General features: G+C 68.9%; 23 protein-coding genes. 9 read left to right on the top strand and 14 right to left on the bottom strand.

Annotated elements, in window-relative coordinates:
- Positions 1–102: 102 nt before the first annotated feature.
- From MRBLWH7_RS06205 to MRBLWH7_RS06195, 3 genes are read left to right on the top strand one after another with little or no spacing between them, the layout of a single operon-like run.
- Entirely contained in the window at positions 103–870 is a 768-nt protein-coding gene (locus MRBLWH7_RS06205) for an enoyl-CoA hydratase-related protein (RefSeq protein WP_342000254.1), read from the top strand.
- Positions 863–1717: an SMP-30/gluconolactonase/LRE family protein gene (locus tag MRBLWH7_RS06200; protein ID WP_342000252.1), complete on the top strand. Its 855-nt coding sequence runs from the start codon at positions 863–865 to the stop codon at positions 1715–1717. Before MRBLWH7_RS06205 ends, MRBLWH7_RS06200 begins: the two co-directional genes overlap by 8 nt.
- On the top strand, positions 1710–3662 hold the full coding sequence (locus MRBLWH7_RS06195; RefSeq protein WP_342000248.1) for an NAD(P)-binding domain-containing protein: 1953 nt from the start codon (positions 1710–1712) through the stop codon (positions 3660–3662). Before MRBLWH7_RS06200 ends, MRBLWH7_RS06195 begins: the two co-directional genes overlap by 8 nt.
- On the opposite strand, the gene MRBLWH7_RS06190 is transcribed toward MRBLWH7_RS06195, so the two are convergent.
- The 12 genes from MRBLWH7_RS06190 to MRBLWH7_RS06135 all read right to left on the bottom strand — a co-directional run bounded on the left by MRBLWH7_RS06190 (position 3649) and on the right by MRBLWH7_RS06135 (position 14533).
- Positions 3649–4431 (bottom strand): enoyl-CoA hydratase-related protein, encoded by a 783-nt coding sequence (locus MRBLWH7_RS06190; RefSeq protein ID WP_342000245.1) that lies wholly within the window; start codon positions 4429–4431, stop codon positions 3649–3651. The genes MRBLWH7_RS06195 and MRBLWH7_RS06190 overlap by 14 nt on opposite strands.
- The gene (locus MRBLWH7_RS06185; RefSeq protein ID WP_342000242.1) at positions 4424–5338 is read right to left on the bottom strand and encodes an SDR family NAD(P)-dependent oxidoreductase; all 915 of its coding nucleotides are present in this window, start codon (positions 5336–5338) and stop codon (positions 4424–4426) included. The genes MRBLWH7_RS06190 and MRBLWH7_RS06185 overlap by 8 nt, the downstream gene beginning before the upstream one ends.
- 32 nt (positions 5339–5370) lie before the next feature.
- Positions 5371–5781 (bottom strand): Zn-ribbon domain-containing OB-fold protein, encoded by a 411-nt coding sequence (locus MRBLWH7_RS06180; RefSeq protein WP_342000240.1) that lies wholly within the window; start codon positions 5779–5781, stop codon positions 5371–5373.
- Complete coding sequence (locus tag MRBLWH7_RS06175; RefSeq protein WP_342000238.1) at positions 5774–6940, bottom strand: acetyl-CoA acetyltransferase; 1167 nt, start codon at positions 6938–6940, stop codon at positions 5774–5776. The genes MRBLWH7_RS06180 and MRBLWH7_RS06175 overlap by 8 nt, the downstream gene beginning before the upstream one ends.
- Positions 6937–7317, bottom strand: coding sequence for a MaoC family dehydratase (locus MRBLWH7_RS06170; RefSeq protein ID WP_342000235.1), 381 nt, complete (start codon positions 7315–7317; stop codon positions 6937–6939). Before MRBLWH7_RS06170 ends, MRBLWH7_RS06175 begins: the two co-directional genes overlap by 4 nt.
- Positions 7314–7694: a MaoC family dehydratase N-terminal domain-containing protein gene (locus MRBLWH7_RS06165; RefSeq protein WP_342000233.1), complete on the bottom strand. Its 381-nt coding sequence runs from the start codon at positions 7692–7694 to the stop codon at positions 7314–7316. The genes MRBLWH7_RS06170 and MRBLWH7_RS06165 overlap by 4 nt, the downstream gene beginning before the upstream one ends.
- A gap of 2 nt (positions 7695–7696) precedes the next feature.
- Positions 7697–8872: an acyl-CoA dehydrogenase family protein gene (locus MRBLWH7_RS06160; RefSeq protein ID WP_342000229.1), complete on the bottom strand. Its 1176-nt coding sequence runs from the start codon at positions 8870–8872 to the stop codon at positions 7697–7699.
- A gap of 20 nt (positions 8873–8892) precedes the next feature.
- Positions 8893–9696 carry an enoyl-CoA hydratase-related protein gene (locus MRBLWH7_RS06155; RefSeq protein ID WP_342000226.1) on the bottom strand — a complete coding sequence of 268 codons (804 nt, stop codon included), beginning with the start codon at positions 9694–9696 and terminating at the stop codon, positions 8893–8895.
- Positions 9693–10826 (bottom strand): CoA transferase, encoded by a 1134-nt coding sequence (locus MRBLWH7_RS06150; RefSeq protein ID WP_342000223.1) that lies wholly within the window; start codon positions 10824–10826, stop codon positions 9693–9695. The genes MRBLWH7_RS06155 and MRBLWH7_RS06150 overlap by 4 nt, the downstream gene beginning before the upstream one ends.
- Positions 10823–11953, bottom strand: a complete 1131-nt coding sequence (locus MRBLWH7_RS06145) for a citramalate synthase (RefSeq protein WP_342000222.1) — start codon at positions 11951–11953, stop codon at positions 10823–10825. Before MRBLWH7_RS06145 ends, MRBLWH7_RS06150 begins: the two co-directional genes overlap by 4 nt.
- Positions 11950–13587, bottom strand: a complete 1638-nt coding sequence (locus tag MRBLWH7_RS06140; protein WP_342000219.1) for an AMP-binding protein — start codon at positions 13585–13587, stop codon at positions 11950–11952. The genes MRBLWH7_RS06145 and MRBLWH7_RS06140 overlap by 4 nt, the downstream gene beginning before the upstream one ends.
- Positions 13588–13672: 85 nt before the next feature.
- Positions 13673–14533, bottom strand: coding sequence for an SDR family oxidoreductase (locus MRBLWH7_RS06135; protein ID WP_342000217.1), 861 nt, complete (start codon positions 14531–14533; stop codon positions 13673–13675).
- On the opposite strand from MRBLWH7_RS06135, the gene MRBLWH7_RS06130 reads away from it, so the two are divergent.
- Positions 14532–15338: an IclR family transcriptional regulator gene (locus MRBLWH7_RS06130; protein ID WP_342000215.1), complete on the top strand. Its 807-nt coding sequence runs from the start codon at positions 14532–14534 to the stop codon at positions 15336–15338. The genes MRBLWH7_RS06135 and MRBLWH7_RS06130 overlap by 2 nt on opposite strands.
- A gap of 3 nt (positions 15339–15341) precedes the next feature.
- Here the strand turns inward: MRBLWH7_RS06130 and MRBLWH7_RS06125 are convergent, their stop codons facing one another.
- Together MRBLWH7_RS06125 and MRBLWH7_RS06120 are read right to left on the bottom strand one after the other, a co-directional pair.
- On the bottom strand, positions 15342–15812 hold the full coding sequence (locus MRBLWH7_RS06125; protein ID WP_342000213.1) for a MarR family winged helix-turn-helix transcriptional regulator: 471 nt from the start codon (positions 15810–15812) through the stop codon (positions 15342–15344).
- 84 nt (positions 15813–15896) lie between these two features.
- Complete coding sequence (locus MRBLWH7_RS06120) at positions 15897–16640, bottom strand: aldolase/citrate lyase family protein (protein WP_342001940.1); 744 nt, start codon at positions 16638–16640, stop codon at positions 15897–15899.
- A 596-nt stretch (positions 16641–17236) separates the two neighbouring features.
- Here MRBLWH7_RS06120 and MRBLWH7_RS06115 point away from each other — a divergent pair.
- The 5 genes from MRBLWH7_RS06115 (at position 17237) to MRBLWH7_RS06095 (ending at position 22947) form a co-directional block, all read left to right on the top strand.
- The gene (locus tag MRBLWH7_RS06115) at positions 17237–18331 is read left to right on the top strand and encodes an ABC transporter substrate-binding protein (protein ID WP_342000211.1); all 1095 of its coding nucleotides are present in this window, start codon (positions 17237–17239) and stop codon (positions 18329–18331) included.
- 83 nt (positions 18332–18414) lie between these two features.
- Positions 18415–19275 (top strand): branched-chain amino acid ABC transporter permease, encoded by an 861-nt coding sequence (locus MRBLWH7_RS06110; RefSeq protein WP_342000207.1) that lies wholly within the window; start codon positions 18415–18417, stop codon positions 19273–19275.
- A 5-nt stretch (positions 19276–19280) separates the two neighbouring features.
- Positions 19281–21131, top strand: coding sequence for an ATP-binding cassette domain-containing protein (locus MRBLWH7_RS06105; RefSeq protein WP_342000194.1), 1851 nt, complete (start codon positions 19281–19283; stop codon positions 21129–21131).
- Positions 21128–21856, top strand: coding sequence for an ABC transporter ATP-binding protein (locus tag MRBLWH7_RS06100; RefSeq protein WP_342000191.1), 729 nt, complete (start codon positions 21128–21130; stop codon positions 21854–21856). Before MRBLWH7_RS06105 ends, MRBLWH7_RS06100 begins: the two co-directional genes overlap by 4 nt.
- Entirely contained in the window at positions 21856–22947 is a 1092-nt protein-coding gene (locus MRBLWH7_RS06095) for an LLM class flavin-dependent oxidoreductase (protein WP_342000187.1), read from the top strand. Before MRBLWH7_RS06100 ends, MRBLWH7_RS06095 begins: the two co-directional genes overlap by 1 nt.
- Positions 22948–22962 lie beyond the last annotated feature (15 nt).

The following is a 22962-nucleotide window of genomic DNA, read 5'->3' as shown; positions in this document are numbered from 1 at the left end:
CTCCCCAACGGGCCCCCGTCCATCCCGCCAGGTGGGATGGACGCGATTTCCCGTCCGTGTTGCGAGCAACATGAGACCGCGCGAGGAAAGAAGGTGGCGCCAGTGTCGTCAGAGGTCACGATGAACGTGACGGGCCATGTCGCCCATGTCGTGCTGAACCGCCCGCCGGTGAACGCGCTGACTGCGCAGACGATGTCCGACATCGTCGACGTGTTCGACCGGATCGGCGGAACGAGCGGCGTCCGTGCAGCGGTCCTCTCCGCCGAGGGCCGCGTGTTCTGCGCCGGCAGCGACGTCAAAGCACGCCGGGAGAGCGACCCCGGGTCCGGCGAGGAGAGCGCCTACAACCGGCTGGCACGCGAGCTCAACGCGTCGATCGCGGACTGCCCCGTGCCGGTGGTCACCGCCGTCGACGGCCCGGCGCTCGGAGGCGGACTCTGCCTGGTCGCGGCATCCGACATCGTCGTCGTGGGGGAGCGCGCGGCCTTCGGTCTGCCCGAGATCAACGTCGGACTCCTCGGCGGCGGCGTCTGGGCGGCGCGACTGTTCGGAAGCCGCTGGGCGCGACGCATGACGCTCACGGGAGCCGCCGTTCCCGCATCCGAGTTGCTCGCGAGCGGATCGTTCCCCGCCGCCGAGTCGGCCGAGGACCCGCTGGCCGCCGCCTTCGAGCTCGCCGAGCTGATCGCGCGCAAGAGCCCGGCCGCCGTCAGGCTGGCGAAGGCGTCCCTCAACGACGTGGAGTTCATGGAGCTGCGAGCGGGCTACCGACACGAGCAGACATTCACCGCGCGCCTGCGCGGACACCCCGACTCACGCGAGGCGATGGCCGCCTTCGCGGAGCGCCGGGAGCCGAGATTCCATGACTGACCCGGTCGACACCAGGATCCTCGCCGCCGGGTTCGCCTTCCCGGAGTGCCCGCGCTGGCACGACGGCGAAGTGTGGGTCTCCGACATGCACACCGGGGAGGTGTCGTCGATCGACCCGCGAAGCGGCTCGGTCCGCGTGCGATTCCGCGTCCCGGGTTCGGCGGCCGGACTCGGCTGGGACGACGTCGGCGCGCTCGCCGTCAGCATGACCGACCGGGCCGTCTACCGGTGGGACGGCGGCGAGCCCGTCCGGCACATCGACATCCGTCCGTTTTCCTCCTCCCGGACCAACGAGCTCGAGTCCGACCGGCGAGGCGGCTTCTTCGTCGGCAACGTCGGATTCAGCCTGACGAAGGAGCCGCCGCGGCCGACGGTCCTCGTCCACGTCGACGCCGACGGGGCGGCCGTGGTCGTCGCCGAGGACCTCCTCGGGCCCAACGGCATGGCGGTGTCGCCGGACGGGACAGAACTGGTGCTCGCGGAGACCTTCGCCGACCGGATCACGCGTTTCCGCATCGACGCCGGCGGCGAGCTGACCGACCGCGAGACGCTCGTCCAGCTCCCGCCCGGCACCCGACCGGACGGAATCGACCGTGACGCATCGGGCGGGATCTGGTACGCCGCGATGGGATCCGCCGTCGTCCGTCATGTCGACGCGACGGGAGTGGAGGTCGAGAGCCTCACGGCCTCGCAGCCGGCCTGGGCGTGCCGGCTCGGCGGCGACGGACTCCTCTACATCTGCACGTCGTCGGGGCTCGACATCGCCGAGCTCGACCGGCGTCCGGGTCGCGTGGAGGTCGCCGATCCCCTCAGCATCGGCAGGAATGGACAGCGAACGCATGACTGAACTCCCTCGTCAGGCCATCGGCCGCGCGGAACTCGCGCAGGCTCTCGAGCACGCGAGCATCCCGACCCTCCTGCCCGTGCTGGTGCAGCTGACCGGAGACCGGTCGTGGATCGAGCCGCCGTACACGGTGGAGCGCGTGCGGGGGCTCGTCGAGAACCCCTCGGGCGGCCTCGCGCCGGAGTTGCAGGCGAAGGTCCGCGAGGCGGCGCTGGATGCCGTGCTCGAGTGGCACGCCGGCCGGCCCGCCGCGATGAGCAGGCCCGACCGCGACACCCTGCGCGCGCTGATGTCGGCGGCGATCGGACAGCCGGCGCGGATCGAGTACGCCGACATCTTCGCCGCGGATCTGGCCATCGACGAGTCCGTCGATGGGCGTGTCGAAGAGTCGCCGTCGGAGGCGGTGCCGGGGGAGCAACGGCTCATCGAGACCGACGTCGTGGTCGTGGGGGCGGGCTTCTCGGGACTGCGGGCCGGTATCGAGTTCCAGGAACGCGGCATCCCGTTCACGATCATCGAGCGCAACTCCGACGTCGGCGGTGTCTGGCTGACCAGCAACTACCCCGGCGCGGGCGTCGACACGCCGACACAGCTCTACTCGCTCGCCACCGATCCGTACCCGTGGTCGGGGGTGTTCGCCCGGCAGCCCGAGATGCTGGACTACGCGCGGTCCGTCGCCGAGCGCCACGCGCTGCACGAGTCGATCCGGTTCGGCACCGAGGTGACCAGCGCGGTCTGGGATGACGAGGGCGAGCGCTGGCGGATCGAGCTGCGAATCCCCGACGGCGGCACGGAGGTCCTCACGCCGCGAGTCCTCGTCAGCGCGGTCGGCACGTTCGCGACCGCGGCGATGCCGGCGATGCCGGGCATCGACGACTTCGCGGGGGAGGTCATCCACACGGCCCAATGGCCCGAGGGCGTGGATCTGCGCGGAAAGCGGGTGGCGGTGATCGGCGCGGGCGCGAGCGCCATGCAGCTCGTCCCGGCGATCGTGGATCAGGTGGACGAGCTGGTGCTCTTCCAGCGCACGCCGCAGTGGATCGCCCCCGTCGAGGACTACTTCGAGCAGTTCCCTCCGGAGATCGACCAGCTCAACCGCTGGGTGCCGAGCTATCGGGAGTGGTGGCGATTCCGGCTCGCGACGATCTGGAACGACGGAGCTTTCCCCGCGCTGCTCGTCGAGGAGGGCTGGGAGGAGTTCCCGCGCTCGGTGAACCGGGTGAACGCCTCGCAGCGGCGCTACTACGAGCGCTATCTGCGGCAGCAGCTCGAGGGCCGGGACGATCTCATCGAGATCTCGCTCCCCGACTACCCGCCGTTCGCCAAGCGGCTGCTGCTGGACAACGGCTGGTTCGCCGCCATCCGGAAGGACCACGTCCGCGTCGTCCCGCGGGGCGTGTCGGCGATCCGCCCCCACGCCGTCGTCGCGGAGGACGCAGAGGAGCACGAGGTCGACATCGTGATCTTCGCGACCGGGTACTCCGCGACCGAGTACCTCGCCACCCTCCCGGTCACAGGACCCGGTGGCGTGCGGCTCGGCGACGCCTGGAACAAGGACGATGCCTCGGCCTATCTGGGGATGACCGTGCCCGGCTTTCCCAATCTCTTCATCATGTACGGCCCCAACACGCACCCCGGTCCGGGCGGCAGCTACCTCTTCATCGCGGAGGTCTCCGCGGGATACATCGCGGATGCGGTGGAGTTCCTCGAGGAGCAGGGCGGCGGCACGCTCGCCGTGCGTCCGGAGATCCTCCAGGAGTATCAAGCGGAGGTCGACTCGATGAACGCCGGCATGGTGTGGGGCACCGATCTCGTGCGCAGCTACGTGAAGAACTCGGCCGGGCGCGTCGTGATCTTCCTGCCCTGGCGCATCAGCGACTACTGGCTATTGGCGCACCAGTTCCTGCCGGAGGACTTCCGGGTCGAGAGCCGCGTCAGCGCCCGGTGAAACGGGCGCGGCGCTTCTCGCGCAGCGCCGCGACGCCCTCGATGTGGTCCTCGCTGCTGCGCAGGCGGGCGGATGCCTCGGCCTCGGCGCGCAGCGTCCGGCGCAGGTCGTCGAGGTCGGCGTCGGCGATGATGCGCTTCGTGGCCCCCATGGCCAAGGTCGGTCCGGCGGCGAGCCCGGAGGCCAGCGCGACCGCTCGGCTGAGGCCATCGCCGTCGCCGGCGAGCTCATCCACCAGCCCTCGGCGGTGAGCCTCGTCGGCGTCGACCTCGCCGTCCGACCACAGGAGGCGCTTGGCGCCGCGCGGTCCGAGCGCCTGCACGAGGAAGAAGTGCGCACCCAGGTCGGGGACCAGCCCGAGGGCGGTGAAGCCCACGATGAAGCGCGTGCTCTGCTCGGCGACGACGACATCGCACGCGAGTGCCAGGGGGATGCCCGCCCCGACCGCGTATCCGTGGACGGCGGCGACGACCGGCTTCGGGAAGGTGACGAGCTGCTCGACGAACTCCGCCGTGCGCAGCATGCTGGCGCGCTTCTGCGCTTCGGTCACCGTCCCCATCGCGCGCGTGTTGCCGCCGGAGCAGAACCCCCTGCCGGCGCCGGTCAGGACGACCGCCCTGATGGAGTCGTCTTCGACGGCCGCCGCGAGGGCGCCGGCCAGTTGATCGCGGAGGGTGGGGGTGAAGGCGTTGCGGGTCTCGGCGTCATCGAGCGTGAGCACGAGGACCGCGCCCTCGGCGGAGGTCCGGAGCAGCGAACGCTCATCCATCGGAGCGTGCCGCCATTCCCAGCGCGCTCTGCGAGTCCGCGAGTGCCTGGAACTCGGCTTCCAGTGTCGTGGCGAGGTCGTCCGCGTCCCACGGCGCGTCGCGGCGCACGGACGCTCCGACCCGGGGGCGCGTGTAGAGGTCGATCTGATAGCCGTTCGAGCCGACGACCTGACCGTTCAGCCAGGATGAGCGATCGCCGGCCAGGTAGGAGACGACGCGTGCGACGTTGTCGGGCGAGAACTCCTCGTCGTCGGCGCGCGCGGTGGCCCGGTCGCCGGGCTGAGTCGCCGTCATGCGGGTGGCCGCGGTGGGGGCGATCGCCATCGACGCGACGTCGTACTTGCTCAGCGCCTTCGCGCAGGAGTAGACGAAGCCGACGCCGCCCAGCTTGGCCGCGGAGTAGTTCGGCTGCGTGGCTGCACCGAACAGTCCGGATCGGGAGGTCACGGCGATGAGCCGTCGGCCTCCCACCGTCGCCTCTTGGGCGCGCCAGTGACGCGAGGCGTGCGAGGTCACGGTGTACAGGCCGCGCAGATGGACTTTGATGACGGCGTCCCACTCCTCGGGGGTCATGTTGAAGATCATGCGGTCGCGGAGGATGCCCGCCACCGGGACGACGACGTCGACGCTGCCCCAGCGGTCGATCGCGCGCTCGAACACGGCGCCCATGGCGTCGTAGTCCGTCACGTCGCCGAACTCGGCGACGGCCTCGCCGCCGGCGCGGACGATGCCGTCGGCCACGCTCTGGGCGGGTCCCGGGTCGCCCGTGCTCTGACCGTCCAGCGAGACGCCGAGGTCGTGGACGATGACGCGTGCGCCGTCGGTCGCGAGCCGCTCCGCGATCGCCGCGCCGATTCCGCCGCCGCCTCCGGTGACCAGGACGACCTTTCCGCCGAGACCTGACATGCTGCTCCCTCTCTCGTACTGCTTGCTGCTGCTCAGGCCAGCCGGAACACCGGCAGCGTGATCTCTTCGGTGACGTCGAGGTACTCCAGTTCGACGCGCGCCCCGATGCGGATCCCTTCCGGGTCGGCTCGGACGATGTTCGACATGACCCGCGGCCCCTCGTCCAGCATGATCAGGGCGACCACGAGGGGGACGAGTGAGGCGAACCCAGGTGCGGCGGGTCTGCGGGAGACCGTGAACGAGTAGATCTCGCCGCCTCCGCCCAGCGCCACCCAACCGACGTCGGGGGAATGGCACTCGGGGCACAGCACGCGGGGGTACAGGTAGATCGTCCCGCACGCGTGGCAGCGCTGGGCGCTGTACCGGTGCTCGCGCAGCGCGGCCCAGAACGGCGCGGACTCCGCGTCGACGATCGGGAGCGGGCGGATCGGGTATTCAGGCACGGGTGAGCACCACCGTTCCGTTGCTGGAGAGCACGCCGCCGGTCCCGTTGACGATCGCCGTCTCGGCGCGAGGGAGCTGACGGACGCCAGCCTGCCCGGTGAGCTGCCGATACGCCTCGATCAGCAGGAAGATGCCGTACATGCCCGGATGGGAATGGGCCAGCCCGCCGCCGTTGGTGTTCACGGGACGATCGCCGCCGGGGCCGAGACCCCCGCTCAGGGCGAGCGGTCCGGCCTCGCCCGGGGCGCACACTCCGAGAGCCTCGAGGGCGAGCAGTACCGAGATCGTGAAGGAGTCGTAGACCTCGACGACGTCCATGTCGTCGATGCTCAGACCTGCCGCGGCCAGCGCGCGGCCCGCGCTGACCCCCGCCGTCGATCTGGCGAGGTCCGGCATCTGACTGATGAACTGGTGCGTCATCACCGAGCCTGTCCCGCTCACGGCGATGGGGGTCGCGTCGAGATCGCGGGCGCGCTCCGCGGTCGTGAGCACAATGGCGCCGCCGCCGTCAGTGACGAGGCAGCAGTCCACTTTCCGCAGCGGGTCGCTCAGCAGCGGGCTCGACATCGCCTCGTCCATCGTGATCGCACCGGTCGTGGCTCCCGGAGTGAGAGCCGCCCACTGGTGCGCGGCGACGGCGACCGCGGCGAGGTGCTCCGAGGTGGTGCCGAACTCGTGCATATGACGCTGGGCCGCGAGAGCGTAGCTGCCTGCGGGGGACAGCAGCCCCCAGATCGTTTCGTACTGCGCGCTCAGCTCGGGCGGCCGGCCGCCGAGACTCCGGCTGCGCTGACTGCGCTGGGTGCTGGCATAGGTGATGACGACGGTCTCGCAGTCGCCGCGCTCGATCGCGGCCGCGGCGTGGGCGACATGCACCTCGAATGACGAGCCTCCGAGTGCGGTGGAGTCCATCCAGGTCGGCGCGAGCCGCAGATACTCCGCCAGCGTGAGCGTCGGCCACTGTCCGACCCCCGACAGCCCCCACGCGCCGGTGGTGGCAAGGCCGTCGACGTCCTGCCACGACAGGCCAGCCGTGGCGAGGGCCGCGGCTCCCGTCGTCGCCAGGATCTGGAGGACGGTCTGCTCGGGCGCGACCCGGCCGTCCGTCAGCGGCGCGTCGGCGACGCCGACGATGACCGCCCTGCGACCGTCCGTCACGATGTCACCGGAACCGACACGGTCGCCTTCACGACGATCGCGTCCGCTACGCGGGCCTCGAGAGAGTAGTGCAGCTCCGAGGCCTCGGATGAGTCGATGGGCGCAGCATCCACCCGAACTCGCGCGCCCACCGGAACCGGCGCGGAGAAGCGGGCCTCGATCCTCCCGCCGCTAGTCCACGCGGATCCGAAGGATGCCTCCAGCGCCGACGAGATCAGCCCGAGCGTGAGGAGCCCGTGGGCGATCGCTCCGGGAAACCCTCGCTCGCGCGCGAACTCGTCGTCCAGGTGGAGGGGGTTGTGGTCGACGGCGACGTCGGCGTAGCGAGTCACCTGCTCCCTCGTGATCTCGAACTCCTGATGGATCGGCTCGCTCATCGTGCCCAGATCCTCCTGGCCACTCCCCGGATCGCGAGGTCGCCGCCCTCGCGGGCGAAGTCGGTCGTGATCACCACGTTCCGCCTTTCGTTGCGGATGTACTTCTCCGTCACGGTCGAGGTCACCACGATCCTGTCGCCGATGCGAAGCGGCGAGTGGAAATCGAACCGCTGCTCCGCATGGATGCCGCCAGGGGGCGCCGGAAGCAGTGTCCGCATCTCCCGCAGCAGCAGCACGCAGAAGGTGGGCGGGACGTCGTCGCCCTCCGCGAGGCCCAGCGAGGCGCGGTACGCCGCGACCTCGCCGGCCTCGATCGTATAGGTCCGAGACGGCAGGACCGTGCCGACCTCGATCTCGTCGAAGAGGACGTCGGCCATTGTCAGTAGGACCGCGGAAGCTGGAGCTGCTGCGTCGCGACGTAGCTCAGTACGAGGTTGTTGCTCACCGGCGCTACCATCGACAGCCGCGCCTCGCGGAACTTCCGCTCGATGCCGTACTCGGTCGTGAGGCCGGCGCCGCCGAAGGTGTCCATGGCGGCGTTTGCCGCCGCCCACTGCGCCTGCGACGAGAGGTACTTCGCGGCGGTGGCCTCGAATCCGGCCTGCGCCCCGGTGTCGAAGAGCGCTGCGGCGTGCCAGCGGAACAGGGAGGCGGCCGAGGTGTCGAGGTAGGCCTTGGCGAGCGGGAACTGCACGCCCTGGTTCTGGCCGATCGGACGATCGAAGACGACGCGCTCATTCGCGTACTCCGTGGCGCGGTCGAGGAACCAGAACGCCGAGCCGACGTGCTCCGAGGCGACGATGATGCGCTCCGCGTTCAGACCGCTCATCAGGTAGCGGTAGCCCTTGCCCTCCTCGCCGATCAGGTTCTCGGCGGGGATCCGTAGGTTGTCGATGAAGACCTGCGCGGTCTCGTGGTTGAGCATCGTGTCGATGGCGGTCGCGCGCAAGGCGTCGCCGGCGTCCTTGATGTCGACGACGAAGGCGCTGATCCCGTCGATCTTCTTCTGAACGTCTTCGAGCGGCGTCGTCCGCGCCATCACGAGGTAGATGTCGGAGTGGAAGAAGCGTGAGCTGTAGATCTTGCCGCCGTTGAGGACATAGTGGTCGCCGTCGCGGACGGCCCGCGTGCGCATCTTGGTCGTGTCGGAGCCTGCGTCGGGCTCGGTGAGCCCGAACGCCTGCATGCGCAGCTCGCCCGACGCGATTCGCGGGAGCAGTCGCTGCTTGAGCTCCTCGGACCCGTGCCGAACGACCATCGTCATGGTGTACATCTGCGCGTGCACCTGGTTCGCGCTTCCGCCGCAGCGGTTGATGGTCTCCAGGATGACCGCCGCGGCGCGCACGCCCATGCCGCCACCACCGTACTCCTCCGGGATGAGGACGGAGAGCCAGCCGCCCTCCTGCAGCGCATCCACGAACTCCTCCGGGTAGGTGCCCGCGGTGTCCTTGTCGATCCAGTACTGCATCGGGAAGCGGGCGCAGAGCTCGGTGATGGCCTCGCGGATGGCGAGCAGGTCCTCGTCGAGGTAGATGGAGTCGTCGAAGTCGAGCATGGATGATCCTTTCGGGAGGTCTATTCGGCGCGCCAGACGGGCGGGCGCTTCTCGAGGAACGCCAAGACGCCCTCGACGCGATCGGCGGAGGTGTAGGGGTTCGGACCGACGTTGAGGCGGAGTGCGGTCGGGATGGGCAGCTCCCAGCCCTTCGTCATCATCTCCTTGTACCGCCGCAGCGACAGGGGGGCGTACGTCATGAGTTCGGCCACGAACGCATCGGTGTACGCGGCGATCTCCTCCGCCGGGACGACGTGGTTGACGAGGCCGATCTGCTCGGCGCGCCGCGCGTCGATCCGCCGGCTGAAGTAGAGCATCTCCGCGGCGATCGCACGCGGGATGATCCGCGGGAGCACGACCGACGCGAAGTTGCCGCCCATTCCGATACGGGACTCGGGCATGCCGAACGTCGAAGGCTCCGATGCAATGCGGATGTCGCAGGCCAGCGCGAGCTCGAACCCTCCGGCGAGGCAGTACCCGTCGATGGAGGCGATGACCGGCTTCGGGATCTCCAGGACGGACTCGAAGATGTTGTTGCGGGCCGAGCCGATCATCGGCGTCGCCGGCGGGCGCCCCGTGACGTCGTTCTGGTTGAGCTCCTTGAGGTCCTTCCCGACCGAGAAGGATCGGCCGCCCGCTCCGCGGATCACGACGGCCCAGACATCCGGGTCCTCGGTCGCCTCCGCCGCCGCGGCAGCGATGTCGGCGGAGAGCTTCGTGCTGAGCGCGTTGAGCCGGTGGGGCCGGTCGAGTGTCAGCCACGCGACGCGGTTGCGTACCTCGTAGACAAGCCCGTCCGTGCCGGCATCCGTCGATTCGGTCATCGACCGGTCTCCTTCCGAGTCGTGCCGCCGAGTGTCGGCGGGGCGGTGGCGGGACTGTCGAGCTCGCCGTCGAAGGTCACCGGGAGCCGCATCGCGACGACGCCGTCGGCCATCCCGTCGACGGGCTGGAACAGGCGCATCGCGTCGACCTGAGGGCTGGTCACCGCGTCGGCGATCGTGTTCACCGGGTGGGCGGGGACGCTGTGCGCCCCGAGCCGCTCCATGAGGTCTGCGGTGCTGAGCACCTTCGTAAGCTCCGTCAGCGCGTCACGCAGCTCAGCGCGCGCGGCGAAGCGCTGCGCATTGGACGCGTACCGGGGTTCGGTCGCGAGATCGCTGCGGTCGAGGGCGGCGCAGACACCGCGGAACAGTCGGTCGTTCGCGGCGGCGATGACCACGTGCCCGTCGAGCGTGGGGAAGGCCTCGTACGGTGCGATCCCGGTGGTCCCGGATCCGAGCCGGGTCGGCACGACGTCGGTCGCCAGGTAGCTCATCGCCTGGACGGCCTGGAAGCCGAACGCCGTCTCGAGCAGGGACGTGCGGACGACCTGACCGCGCCCGGTGGTCTCCCGGTCGCGCAGCGCGGCCAGCACGCCGATCGCAGCCCACATCCCCGCTCCCTTGTCGAGCATCGAGACCGGGATGCGCGCGGGTGCCGCGTCATCGTGCCCTGTGATGGACATCAGGCCGGAGTACGCCTGCATCAGCGGATCGAAAGCCGGGCTGTCGGCGAGTGGTCCGGTGAAGCCGAAGCCAGAGATGTCGCAGTAGACGAGCCGCGGGAATCGCGCGGTCATCTCGTCGGGGCCGAAGCCTGCGCGTGCGAGGCTCTGCGGGCGGAGGTTCTGCACCAGCACGTCGGCCGAGGCGATGAGATCGAGGAGGCGCTCGCGGTCGGCGGCATCTTTCAGGTCCAGTTCGACGCTCTCCTTGCGGCGGTTCAGGTCGAGGAAGGTGAGGCCCACCTCGTCCCAGAACGGGGGCCCCCAGCCGCGGGTGTCGTCACCGGTGTGGGGACGCTCGACCTTCACGACCTCGGCGCCCAGGGCGGCGAGGATGTGCGTCGCGAACGGGCCGGCCACGTTGCTGGTCACGTCGACGACCCGCACGCCCTCCAGCGCGCCGCTCACTCCGCGCTCCTCAGTGTCGACTCGACGGCGTCCCGGGCATCGCTGTGGATGGGCTCCGGCCAGGGGGAGCGCTGGTGCGCGTAGGCGGCGGGGCCGTCGACGAAGTGGGATGCCTCGGCGAAGGTCTCGACGAACGGCATGTCCATCGGGTAGAGGTCCGCTCCGCGAGGTCGCGGTCCGGCCTGGCTGAGTTTGCCCGGAACCTGCCGCCCGAGGATCTCAGACAGTAGCCGTGCGGCCTCGATGAGCACGGCCCGGTCCACGCCGGTGTCGATGCCCATCTCCTCGAGCATGTCGACGAAGTCCTCTGTGGGGATCATGCCGGTGGCTCGCCCGTTGCCGCAGTAGGGGCATCCGCCGATCCCGCCGATGGCGGTGTCGAAGACCGCCGTGTGCTCCGCGCCCAGGCTCATGATCGCCGCGTAGGCGGTTACGATCGCCGCCCCGCGCTGATTGTGCAGGTGGAAGTGGAACGTGCGCACCGCGGGCCAGCGCGCGCGGATCGCCGAGATCATCTCGGTCGCGATCCCCGGCGTGTTCCACCCCATCGGGTCGCCGAGCCACACGGTGTCGACCTCGACGCCTGCGGCCGTCCAGAGATCGTGCTGACGCTCGAGGTAGCTCATCCGCTCCTCGTGGGAGAAATCGCCCAGCCAGTTCGAGCCGAATCCGGCGTTGAGGGCGATCGTCGCCGTCTCGGCGCCGGCGCGGACCGCGCGGCCGATGACGCCCGGCCACGCCGCGATCTCCGCTGCCTGATCGCGGTTGGTGTTGCGCTGGACGAAGACGTCGCAGGCGTGGACGATCGTGCGTGCCGCGTTCTTGCGGGTGAGCGGCGGGATGAACTCCTGCTGCAGCTCGACGCCCTTCGCGTTGAGGGCGAGCGCGGTGTACTCCACGCCCGGCTCGACGTGCATCCTCCGGATCACCTCGTCGGTGCCGGCCATCGACGGGCTCCATCGAGGGCTGACGAATGCGCCCACCACGATGCGCTGGAGCCCCGACCGAGACAGGGTGTCGAGGAGGCGCACGCGCTCGTCGACGGTGACGTCGCTCGACTCGATCTGCAGGCCATCGCGCATCCCCTCCTCGACGATGACCACGCGCGGCAGGCCGCCGGCGGTCATGACAGGACTCCCGGCGACGGCTCGACGATGCGCCGATGCTGCTCGCGGAGCGCTCCCTTGAGGACCTTCCCGCTCGCGTTGTAGACCAGGTCGTCGACGACGTGCACGTACCGCGGGACCTTGAAGTTCGCCATCCGCTCCCGCGACCAGGCGATCACGGCAGCCTCGTCAATGACGGCACCGGGCCTCGGGACGACGAACGCCGCACCGACCTCGCCGGAGCGTTCGTCGGGGACGCCGATCACAGACACGCGCTGGAGCCCCGGATACTCGCTGAGCACGTGCTCGATCTCCGCGGGATACGCGTTGAATCCGCCCATGATGAACATGTCCTTCTTGCGATCCGTGACGCGGACGTAGCCGTCGGCGTCCATCGTCCCGATGTCGCCGCTCCGCGCCCACTGGCCGTCGAACAGCTCCTGCGTCGCTGCGGGGTTGTCCCAGTAGCCGGAGGTGACGTTGAATCCGCGCACCTCGATCTCGCCGGTCTCACCGGGGCCCACGACGGCGTTCGTCGCGACGTCGACGATCCTCACCTCGCAGCCGGGGATCGGTCGGCCGACCGTCTCGGTGATCCGCTCGACCGTGTCGGTCGGATTGTTCGCGGTCACCGTGGCCATGGTCTCGGTCAGGCCGTAGGCCGTCGTCACGAGCGCGATGCCCAGCTCGTTCCGGATGCGCAGCACCAGCGAGGCGGGCACGGTCGTTGCCGCCGGGAATGCGAGTCGGAGACTCGTGAGGTCGTAGTCGCCGCGCTCCGGTGAGTCGAGGATGTCGTGGAAGACGGTCGGCGGCCCGGGGAGTGCGGTGGCGCCGAATCGCTCGATGAGCGCCATGGTCGAGACGGCATCGTGGCGCCTGACCGGGATCGACGTGCTGCCGAGCAGCATGCACCCGAGCCATCCCGACTTGTAGCCCCAGGTGTGGAAGAAGGGCGGGATCACCACGACGCGATCGTCGCCCCGATAGCCCGCCGACGTGATCAGCTGGCCGTGGGCGCGGACGCTCTGGCCGTGCCGGGCGACGACGCCCTTCGGAGTGCCCGTCGTCCCCGAGGTGAACATGATGTCGGAGATGTCGTCGCCCGTGATGCCGTCGACGAGGGCGTCGAGCTCGGCAGCGCCGAGCGGGTTCGCGAGGAGGTCGTCCCAGCTCGTGATCTCGCCGGAGGAACTCGCGCCGACGACGACGACCCTCTCCACGGGCGCGGTACCCAGGTCGTCGCAGATCAGACGGTGGTAGTCCCGTGCGCCGTCGCACGAGGTCAGCATTACGCGCGCACCGCTCAGCTCGAGGAGGAGCCGCACCTCGGCGCCCACGAATCGGGTGCTGATCGGAACGAGGATCCCGCCGTTCACCAGTCCGCCGAGGACACCCACGATCCATTCCAGGCGATTCTCCAGCATCACGGCGAACCGGTCGCCCTTTTCGAGGCCGAGGTCCCGGAAGCCGCCCGCTGCCCGGCGGACCAGGTCCCAGACCTGTCCGTAGGTGTACTCGGAGCCCTCGTCGATGACGGCGACCTTGTCGGGCATGTCATGCGCCCGGCGCCTCAGGACGTCGGGGATGTTCGCGAACTCGAGGTCGTATCGGACCTCGCGCGTCGGGTCGAACGGTGCGGATTCAGCAACCACGCTGTCACTCTTCAATCGATCGTGGGGGCGCGACCGCGCCCTGAAACCACTGTGCGCGGAGACGGGGCGCGAGGGGTTGATTGTCTCACTCTTCGGGATGGCGGGGGCGCTCGTCTCGCTGATCGCCGGCGACTCCGGCTGTCTCTCCGCCGTCGACCGCGTACTCCGCGCCGGTGACGAAGGAGCTCTCGTCGCTCGCCAGGAAGACGACGACCCTAGCGACCTCTTCGGCGGTGCCGGCGCGGCCGGCCGGCACGAGCGGGAAGGGCCCGGTGCGGGTGAGCATGTCGGTGCGGATGTTCCCCGGATGAACGGAGTTAACCCGAACTCCGGTCGTGCCGAGCTCGACCGCCAGGGACTTGGTGAGACCTCGGAGTCCGAACTTCGAGGCCGTGTACGCCGGGATCCGCGCCATCCCCTTCATTCCGGCGGTGGAGGAGATGTTGACGATCGAGCTCGGCGCGGATCGGGTCAGCGCGGGAAGGGAAGCGCGGATGCCACGGAACGCGCCGGTCAGGTTGATCGCGAGCACGTCGTCCCAGTCGGCATCCGTCGTGTCCGCCGTCGCGGCGCTGCGGATGATGCCGGCGTTGTTCACGAGCACACTGAGCCCGCCGAACTCGGCGACGGCAACGGCGACCGCGGCGTCCCACTGCGCGCTCTCCCGCACGTCGAGTGCCGCGAACCTCGCTCTCGCGCCCAGCTCGGACGCGAGCTCGCGACAGGCGGCGTCGAGCACGTCGGCGACGACGACGTACGCGCCCTCGGCGACCATTGCACGCGCGAAGGCGGCCCCCATCCCACGTGCGGCGCCGCTGATGAGCGCCACCTTTCCCGCCAGCCGATCGGCCATCTCGACCTCCTCCGTCGCCGACGACACTAGGACGAGCGGGTGCGTGGCGGCCTGGCCGTCCCACCTGGCGGGCGGACGTATGATGTGCACCATGGCGGTGGAGGAGAGCGAATCGACGGCGAAATCGGTGCTCGGGAGGGGGTTCGCCATCCTCGACGCCTTCCGGCTTCGTGAGGACTTCCTGACTCTCAACCAGCTCGCCGAGCGCACCGGCATCCCTCGGTCGACGACCCACCGCATCGCCAACGAGCTCATCGAACTGGGGCTCCTCCGACGGACAAACGAAGGCTACGAACTGGGCCTCGCCATCTTCGAGATCGGCAATCGCGCCGCGCGATCGGCCAGTCTCTCGGAGATCGCGCTGCCCTACCTCGGCCGCCTCCTCGAGCTCACCCGGCAGGTCGTGAACCTCGCCGTGCTCGACGGGACAGAGGTGGTCTACGTCGACCGTCTGCACGCGAAGCGCGACGCCCGCATGTCTTCGGGGATCGGCAGCCGGCTCCCTGCGCACTGCACGGCGCTCGGGAAGATCCTGCTCGCGATGGGCCCGCCTTCGATCGCGGAGAAGGTGATCGAGAAGGGCCTGGACCCGCGCGGACCCAACACGATCACGGACCCTGGACGCTTCCGTGCTCATCTGGCAGAGGTGCGCCGACGTCAGGTCGCCTTCGACGTGCACGAGTCGAACAACATCAATTTCTGCGTCGCGGCACCGATCCTCGACTTCGCGGGAAAGCCGCTGGCAGCAATCTCGGTCACCGGATTCCCCGATCTGAAGTCGCTCGAGCGCGCCGCCCCAGTCGTCCTCGAGAACGCCCGGAGCCTGTCACGGAACTACGGTCTGGCCATGCTCGAGCGGCAGACCCGCGGCGAGTCGGCCAGCCCGCTCACGGACTGAGAATCAGGAGAGGTCGCCGCCCGGGAGCTGGGCGCGGAGTCCGGCCCGGAGCACTTCGAGCTGGTCGATCAGTCGCGCGACGGCGTCGGGCCTGAGCTCGCCGAGCGCGCTGTCTAGGAGTTGATCGCCGGACTCGTACACCGCGCGCGCCGCGGCGACTCCCGCCGTCGTCAGGGCGACTCGTCGGGTCCGGCGATCGCTGCCGCGCACCCTCCGCACCAGGCCGAGTTCCTCCAGCCGTCCGAGCAGCTTGCTAGCCGTCGGATCGCTCACCCCCATCTCGCGCGCGAGTTCCGACTGCGTGGGGTCGGAGCCGCGGCCGAGGAACCAGAGCGCCCGCACCGAAGATGCCGACAAGGGCGTCCCCTGCAGGTCACCGACGAGCTGGCTGATCTCGTGCGACTGAAGGACACGCACGATGTCGTACAGGGTCGTCGCCAGCGGGTTGCCGTGATGGAGGGGTTGCGCGGTCACCCAATCAGTCTGCATCGGAACGATATACTTGCCAACGGCAACTATTGCCCGGGTCGCGAAGGGGCGTCGAAGATGATGCGGACGTCAGCGAGACGACGACGCGTCGAGCTCGGGGAGCGGCACGCTCGCGCCATGCAGGCCGCGAATCGGCTCGATGTAGTCCTTCAGAGCGCGAAGGATAAGCGAATTGGCGGCGACTTCGATGACTTGGAACCCGCGCTCCAGGAACGATCCAGCACTCCCGGGGGAGCGAGCGAGCGTTCCCAGTATCGAATCGCGCGCTGCCGCCGCAGCGATCTCATCAATCGCTGCATTGACCTCCGACGATTCGATGGCGCCGGGATAGCCCATCGACTGGGACAGATCGGTCGGTCCCACGAAGACCACGTCGACCCCAGGGACCGCAGCGATCTCCGCCGCAACCGCCTTGCCCGCCACCGTCTCGATCTGCGCGATCACGATGACCGAGCTGTTCGCGTCTGCCATCAGCTCTGCGTTCATCGGCGCGTAGGCGGCGGCGCGGTTGCCGGCGAGGCCCCGGCTGCCGTAGGGCGCGTACCGCGCGAAGCGCACCGCCCGTTCAGCCTGCTCGCGGGATTCGACCATCGGGATCTGAACTCCGGCCGCTCCGGCATCGAGAGCCACCTGGATCGGAGCGCGGTCGTTCGCCCCGACGCGGACGACGACGTCGAGCCCGAAGGCGTTGCCCGCGCGAATCATGTGCTCGACCGTCTCAGCGGAGATCGCGCCGTGCTCCGTGTCGACGACGGCGAAATCGTATCCGGCGACGGCCACATACTCGACCACCGCCGGGGACGGCAGTCCCACAATCACACCGAGGGCGGGGGCGCCATCGTCCAGCTTCTTTCGCAATCTGCTCGTCACGACTCGCGGTCCTCCAGGTTGAATCCGGTCCGTTCGATCGGCGGGGTCGGCTCGTCTCGTGAAGAAACCACGCTGTTTCCCTCCTCATGCCTGAGCCGCGCTCAAGCCGTGCATCCGAGTCTCCGGCCGCGTCCGCCGCAAGGCCGAACCAGTCTCATTCCGCGGGACGCTGGAGCTCGCACGCGGCTCGAAACCTGCTCGGGCAGCCGGTCTCACACCTGCCGCCGGCGGTGCGAGTCTCATGGAATGGGACGCTTGCGCGTCGACTGCGTGCGTGGGGCGTTGACTCTGGGCATCCGCCAGCGGCAGGCAGTCAATCCAGCCGACACAGCTGCCGGTCAGAGAACCCGAGAGTCGATCACAGAGAGGTGATTCCGTTGACAGCAAACAAGATTCGGCGCGGACATGGAGATGTGCGGCGGCGCGCGCTCGCATCCGTCGCTGTCGTGACGTCCGCCGTAATGCTAGGAAGCTGCGCTTCACAGGGAGGCGGCGAAACGCCGACCGACGGCGGAGATGGTGCGTTCGAACTCGTCGTCGTGTCGTCCCAGAGCGGCCCGCTCGCAGCGACCGGCGGTATCCCGCAGTCCAATGGTGTGCGCACGATCGTCGATCTGATCAACGAGGACGGCGGCATCGACGGCCGTCAGGTGAACCTGACGTTCGTCGACAGTGCAGGGGACGCGGCCCAGGCCGTCAACAACCTTCAGACCTACCTCTCCAGCAATGACGCGCCCGACGCCATCTTCGCGGGTCAGTACAGCTTCGAGGCGCTCGCTCTCGCCCCAATCACGACGCAGGCGGAGATCTTCTCCACCTCGACGTCGGTGAGCCCGGAGGTCACGAACGTGGCCAACTTCCCTTACACCTTTCAGGTGGCGATCCCGAACCCGGTGATCGTGGAGGCCCTCGCCAAGAAGATGGCCGACGAGGGATACGAGAAGGTCGGCTACATCGCCGCGGACGATGAAAGCGGTCGCAGTGCCGTCGACGGATTCACTGAGGTGGCAGGGGAGTACGACCTCGACGTCGTCAGCGGATTCGTGCCGACGACGTCCGTCGACGCCACGGCGGCACTGGAGGCGGTGCGCGCGGAGGATCCCGATGCACTCATCATCAACGGGACCGGAGCGGTCGCTACGGCGATCCTCGCAGCGCGGACGAAGATCGGATGGGATGTCGTCTCGTACGGCGAGGGCGGCGGGTTCGCCTCCCAGGACCTCGGCGTGATCTCGAAGCCGGAGGACTGGAACAACCTCTTCGTGCAGACCGGCCTTTACGGGATCTACCCCAGTGAGTGGACGGACGGCGAGGCGTTCGAGTCGATCCAGTCCCGGTACATCGAGGACTACGGCCCCATCGAGAACGGTTTCACGAGCCAGATTTCAGGCACCGAGGCGATTCTCGCGATCAAGGCCGCCTACGAGGCGAGCGACAGCGATGAAGTGGCAGACCTGGTCGCAGCGCTTGAGGGCCTCAAGGGAGAGCCGATCCCGGACTCCATCTCGAAGTGGTGGATTGGGCCGCCGACGTTCGAGTACGACACCGAGACTCACGCCAACTACGCGTGGACACCGGAGTTCTTCGAGTACACCCCGGCGGGACCCCTCGTCGACGGGATGGTAACCCCCTAGACGGGACACGCAACATCGGGTGCCGTAGCGATACAGCAGCAACGCTGCGGCACCCGCCCGCTTCCAACAACGATGAGGACACGATGACCGTACTCTTCGCCGGGATCGCGATCGGATCGCTCTATGCCATCACCGCGATGCTCTACAACATCACGATCGCGTCGTCCGGCATCTTCAGCTTCGCGACCGCGCAGTACCTGATGGCCGGGACATTCGTCAGCCTCGTCGTCACCCAGGCGGGGTTCTCACCCCTCTTGGCGATTCCCGCCGGCGCGGTCGTGGGCGGCCTTCTCGGGTACCTAACCGAGCTGCTGGCCATCCGACCCTTGTCGGACAAGACCGGCTGGGCAGCTTTGGTCACGACCGTCGGATTCGGCGTGGTCGTCGAGGGTGTCGTCTATGCCATCTGGGGCGGCGACCCGCGCACCGTGCCGTTTTTCATGCCGGACTCGATCATTCACATCGCCGGAGGCACTCTCACCGTCGTCGACGTGTGGCTCATCGGCATCGCGATCATCCTCACCGCTGCCGGCACGTGGATTCAGCAGCGCACGCGATGGGGCCTCATGGGCCGAGCCGTCACGAGCGACCAGCAGGCGGCGGCATCCCGCGGTATCAACGTGTCCCGTCTCACCGTCAACGGCTTCATCATTGCTGGCGCCATCGGCGGCGCGCTCGGTTTCGTCGTCGCACCGAAGGTGTCCGTGGTGTTCAGCCTGGGCTCGACGCTCGTCATCTTCGGCTTCGTCGCGCTCACCATCGGCGGCTTTGGGAGCTACCTCGGGTGCTGGATCGGGGGGCTCGTCGTCGGCCTCGTCCAGGCGCTCACCGAGCGCTACCTCGGCTCCAGCTTCCCTCTTCTCGTCCTGTTCGTCCTCCTGCTCGCGGTTCTCCTGTTCAAGCCAACGGGTCTGTTCGGCGACCGGCGAATGCGATTGGTGTGATACTCATGCGCAGCTTCCTCAAAGCCAGTCCGCTGGCACGTTTCGGCTGGGTAATCCCGCTCGTCGTGCTGATATTCATCCTCCTCCTGCCGTCGTTGGGCATGGGCGGTGGCGTTCAGCGTCAGATCATGCTGATCACCGTCTACACCCTCATGGTGAGCGGACTGAGCCTCGCCTTCGGATATGCGGGCGAGGTGATCCTGGGCCAGGTCGCGATGATGGCGTTCGGGGCTTATGCCACGGCGCTCCTCGCCCAGGCCGGGCAGAAGGACTTCGCCGTCATCCTCGTCGTGGTCATTCTCATGTCCGCCGTGATCGGCCTCATCACCGGCCTGCCGGGACTGAGGCTGTCGCACCTGTCTCTCGGGCTTGCCACGTTCTTCCTCGTGATGCTGGTTCCGCCTCTGGCGGTCGCATTCGAGGAGTACACGGGCGGATACACGGGCCTCTTCGGGATCACCGCTCCCACCATCTTCGGGATCAGCCTGGCCGATCCGGATGCGTTCTTCGTGTTCTGCGTGCTGATCACGGCGATCTGGATCATGATCTTCCGCAACCTCGTGCTCTCGCGCTACGGGACCGCGCTCCTCGTGCTCAAGAAGAGTCCCGTCCTGGCGGCTTCTCTGGGCCAGTCGTCGCTGCGCCTGCGACTGAGCGCCTACCTCATCGCCGGCATCCCGGCCGGCGTGGCCGGCGCGCTCTTCGCCTACATCACCGGCTACGTCGGTCCGTCTTCCTTCACGCTCACGCTGTCGGTCGCCGTGCTCGCCGCGGCGGTCGTCGGCGGAGCGCAGAGCATTTACGGCGCGGCGATCGGAGCGACCCTTCTCGTCCTCGGACCGCTGAGCTCGCAGGAGTTCCAGCGATACTCGATGCTCGTCTACGGCGTCTTCCTCCTACTGGTGGGCACGGTCTTCGCGATCGGGCTGGCCGGGTGGGGGCGCAAGGGGCTCGAATGGGTCCGCAGTCGTGCCAGGGCGCGCTGGGGTGCGGCGGCGACCCTCTCCTCGGGCGCTGCGGCGGCGGCACGCGACGAACTGCTCGCGAGCATCGCGGGGAAGCGGCTCACGGTGAGTGGCGCCAGCCGGGCGTTCGGTGCGGTCAAGGCGCTGCGCGGCGTCGACTTCGAGGCGCAGCCCGGCCGGATCACCGGCCTTATCGGCGCCAACGGAGCGGGTAAGACCACCCTCTTGAACGCCGTGTCGGGTGTGATCACCCTCGATGAAGGCCGCGTCGAGATCGAGGACGTCGAGATCACCGCTCAGCGACCGGCCGAGAGAGCCCGGTCGGGGGTCGGGCGGACGTTCCAGACACCGCTCATCCCCGAGACGATGTCCGTGCTCGAGGTCGCCCGCTCCGGAGCGATGATCGACGGCAGGCTGATGATGGTCTCATCGATCCTGCGACTGCCCCGGTTCTGGCGAACCCGGCGTCACGACACCGCCGTCGCTCTGGGGGCACTCGACATCGTCGGGCTGTCCGACCGCGCCGAGTCGGTGGCGTCCAGCCTTCCGCTGAGCACCCGTCGCCTCCTCGAGGTGGTGAGGGCGGTGGCCGGCAGGCCCAAGGTGCTCCTCCTCGACGAGCCCGCCGCCGGCATGGACGACGATGCTCTGGGAGAGCTGCGCGACCTGCTCCTGCGCCTGCGGGACGCCGGCGCCACCATCGTGCTGATCGAGCACAACATCTCGTTCGTCCTCGGCCTCGCCGACGACGTCTACGTGATGGAGCTCGGCGCGACTCTCGCCACTGGGACACCGGCCGCGATCCGATCGAACCCGGCCGTGATCGCGAGCTACCTCGGAAGCCGCCACGGCGCGGCCGACACCGCTACCCCAGAGGATGTGACGACGTGAGCACCCAGACGGAACCGATCCTCGTCGCGAAGGACCTCCGCCTCGGCTACGGGGACCTGATCGCCGTATGGGGCGCCGACATCGAAGTCTCCCCGGGCCGCACGACCGCCCTCCTCGGCCGGAACGGCGCAGGGAAGACGACCCTCCTGTCCGGCCTGCTCGGACTGCTCCCCGTGAAGTCGGGCTCGGTAACGTTCCGCGGCACCGACGTCACCCGCAAGAAGCCGTGGAAGCGCGTGGGGATGGGGATCGGCCTCGTGCAGGAGGGCAAGCGGGTGTTCCGCAACCTGACTGTGCAGGAGAATCTCATCGTCTCCCTTCCGGGCGGCAGCGGGCGGGGCCGGCACGCGGAGCTGCTGGAGAAGACGTGGGAGAATTTCCCGGTCCTCGCCGAGCGTCGCACGCAGCTCGGGGCCGAGCTGAGCGGCGGGCAGCAGCAGATGCTCAGCATAGCCACTGCTGTCTGCCGCGAGCCCGACGTACTGCTGATCGACGAGCCGTCCTCTGGCCTGTCGCCAGTGGCGGTCGAGCAGGTCTTCGAGGTCATCGCGAGCCTGAAGAAGTCCGGCCTAGCGATCCTGCTTGTCGAGCAGCAGATCGACGAGGTCCTCAACGGCAACGCGGACGACATCGTGGTGATCGACCAGGGTCGCGTCGTGCTCAATGCTCCGGCGAGTGAGGTGTCGGCGGACGCGATCGCATCGATGATCCTTGGCGCCGTCTGATGACCGCCGGGCGGACCACTGCGCGGGTGAGCGTGAACCTTCCGGCCACTGCGCTGCGCGACATCGGCACGGTAGCCCAGGCAGCTGAGAGTGCCGGGTTCAGCGCCCTCCGCGTCGGGGACATGCAGTCGACCGCCCGGGAGCTCTACACGACACTGACGATGATCGCCGCGGCAACGACGTCGATTTTGTTCGGTCCGGGCGTGACGAACCCGGTGACCCGGCATCCCACTGTCACTGCCTCTGCGATCGCCAGCCTGCACGAGTTCTCCGGCGGCCGCGCCGTGCTCGGCATCGGCACGGGGGACAGTGCCCTGCGCAACTCCGGAGCGCGGTCGACAACACTCGCCGAGCTCGAGGAATGCATCCTGGCCATCCGCAGCATGCACGAGACGGGGCGGGCCGAGTATCGCGGCGAGACCGCACGGCTCCAGTGGTGGTCGGGCGGACGGATTCCGATCCTCATGTCGGCGCACGGACCGAGATCTCTGCAGGCCGCGGGCCGGGTGGCCGACGGCGTCGTCGTCGGGCTCGGGGTGGGGGAGCGGTCGCGCGAGTTCGCGGCGGAGCACATCGCCCTCGGCGCCCGTTCCGTGGGCAGGGATCCCTCAGAGATCGAGGTCTGGCACTACGTCTGCCTGGACGTCGCCGAGTCGGGCGATCTCGCCGCCGACGCGTCGGGCTCGGTTCTGGCGGTCGCCGGCAACCTCTTGGTCAAGGGTGGAGGGCGAAGCGTCATCCCCGATTCGCTGCGTGGGGCGTTCACAGAACTGGCGCAGCGCTATTCCTACGTGCACCATGCGGATGGCGAGCTGGAGAATCCGAATGCGGCGCTGATCAAGGAGCTCGGGTTGCGGGACTATCTCCTCGAGCAGTTCGGCGTGATGGGTCGCCCAGACGAGGTGCGCGATCGCCTCCGCACTCTCGTCGCCGATGGCGTCTCGAACCTGTGGGGCGGCTACGCCCAGCCGGACCTCGTCGGCTTCTTCGACCGATGGCGCGCGGGAGTCGCCGACGACGCCGCGTCCACGCTGTCCGGCGCCGACGGCGATCAGCAGGTCAGGCCCGCGGCGCGGGAATCCCGGAGCTGAGGCCGTATGCGCGCG

Origin of the sequence: Microbacterium sp. LWH7-1.2, from assembly GCF_038397755.1 — a bacterium.
Classification (GTDB): Bacteria; Actinomycetota; Actinomycetes; order Actinomycetales; family Microbacteriaceae; genus Microbacterium.
The sequence above is the reverse complement of the archived record's forward strand: the minus strand, read 5'-3'. Positions and strand labels throughout refer to the sequence as shown.

Bases quoted from the DNA above. Each gene is read 5' to 3' on its own strand.
- MRBLWH7_RS06165 (WP_342000233.1), bottom strand. From the start codon at position 7,694: ATGGCCGACGTCCTCTTCGACGAGATCGAGGTCGGCACGGTCCTGCCG.
- MRBLWH7_RS06155 (WP_342000226.1), bottom strand. From the start codon at position 9,696: ATGACCGAATCGACGGATGCCGGCACGGACGGGCTTGTCTACGAGGTA.
- MRBLWH7_RS06105 (WP_342000194.1), top strand. From the start codon at position 19,281: ATGCGCAGCTTCCTCAAAGCCAGTCCGCTGGCACGTTTCGGCTGGGTA.
- MRBLWH7_RS06130 (WP_342000215.1), top strand. From the start codon at position 14,532: ATGGCGGTGGAGGAGAGCGAATCGACGGCGAAATCGGTGCTCGGGAGG.
- MRBLWH7_RS06200 (WP_342000252.1), top strand. From the start codon at position 863: ATGACTGACCCGGTCGACACCAGGATCCTCGCCGCCGGGTTCGCCTTC.
- MRBLWH7_RS06190 (WP_342000245.1), bottom strand. From the start codon at position 4,431: ATGGATGAGCGTTCGCTGCTCCGGACCTCCGCCGAGGGCGCGGTCCTC.
- MRBLWH7_RS06185 (WP_342000242.1), bottom strand. From the start codon at position 5,338: ATGTCAGGTCTCGGCGGAAAGGTCGTCCTGGTCACCGGAGGCGGCGGC.
- MRBLWH7_RS06135 (WP_342000217.1), bottom strand. From the start codon at position 14,533: ATGGTGCACATCATACGTCCGCCCGCCAGGTGGGACGGCCAGGCCGCC.
- MRBLWH7_RS06110 (WP_342000207.1), top strand. From the start codon at position 18,415: ATGACCGTACTCTTCGCCGGGATCGCGATCGGATCGCTCTATGCCATC.
- MRBLWH7_RS06145 (WP_342000222.1), bottom strand. From the start codon at position 11,953: ATGACCGCCGGCGGCCTGCCGCGCGTGGTCATCGTCGAGGAGGGGATG.
- MRBLWH7_RS06160 (WP_342000229.1), bottom strand. From the start codon at position 8,872: ATGCTCGACTTCGACGACTCCATCTACCTCGACGAGGACCTGCTCGCC.
- MRBLWH7_RS06170 (WP_342000235.1), bottom strand. From the start codon at position 7,317: ATGAGCGAGCCGATCCATCAGGAGTTCGAGATCACGAGGGAGCAGGTG.
- MRBLWH7_RS06095 (WP_342000187.1), top strand. From the start codon at position 21,856: ATGACCGCCGGGCGGACCACTGCGCGGGTGAGCGTGAACCTTCCGGCC.
- MRBLWH7_RS06195 (WP_342000248.1), top strand. From the start codon at position 1,710: ATGACTGAACTCCCTCGTCAGGCCATCGGCCGCGCGGAACTCGCGCAG.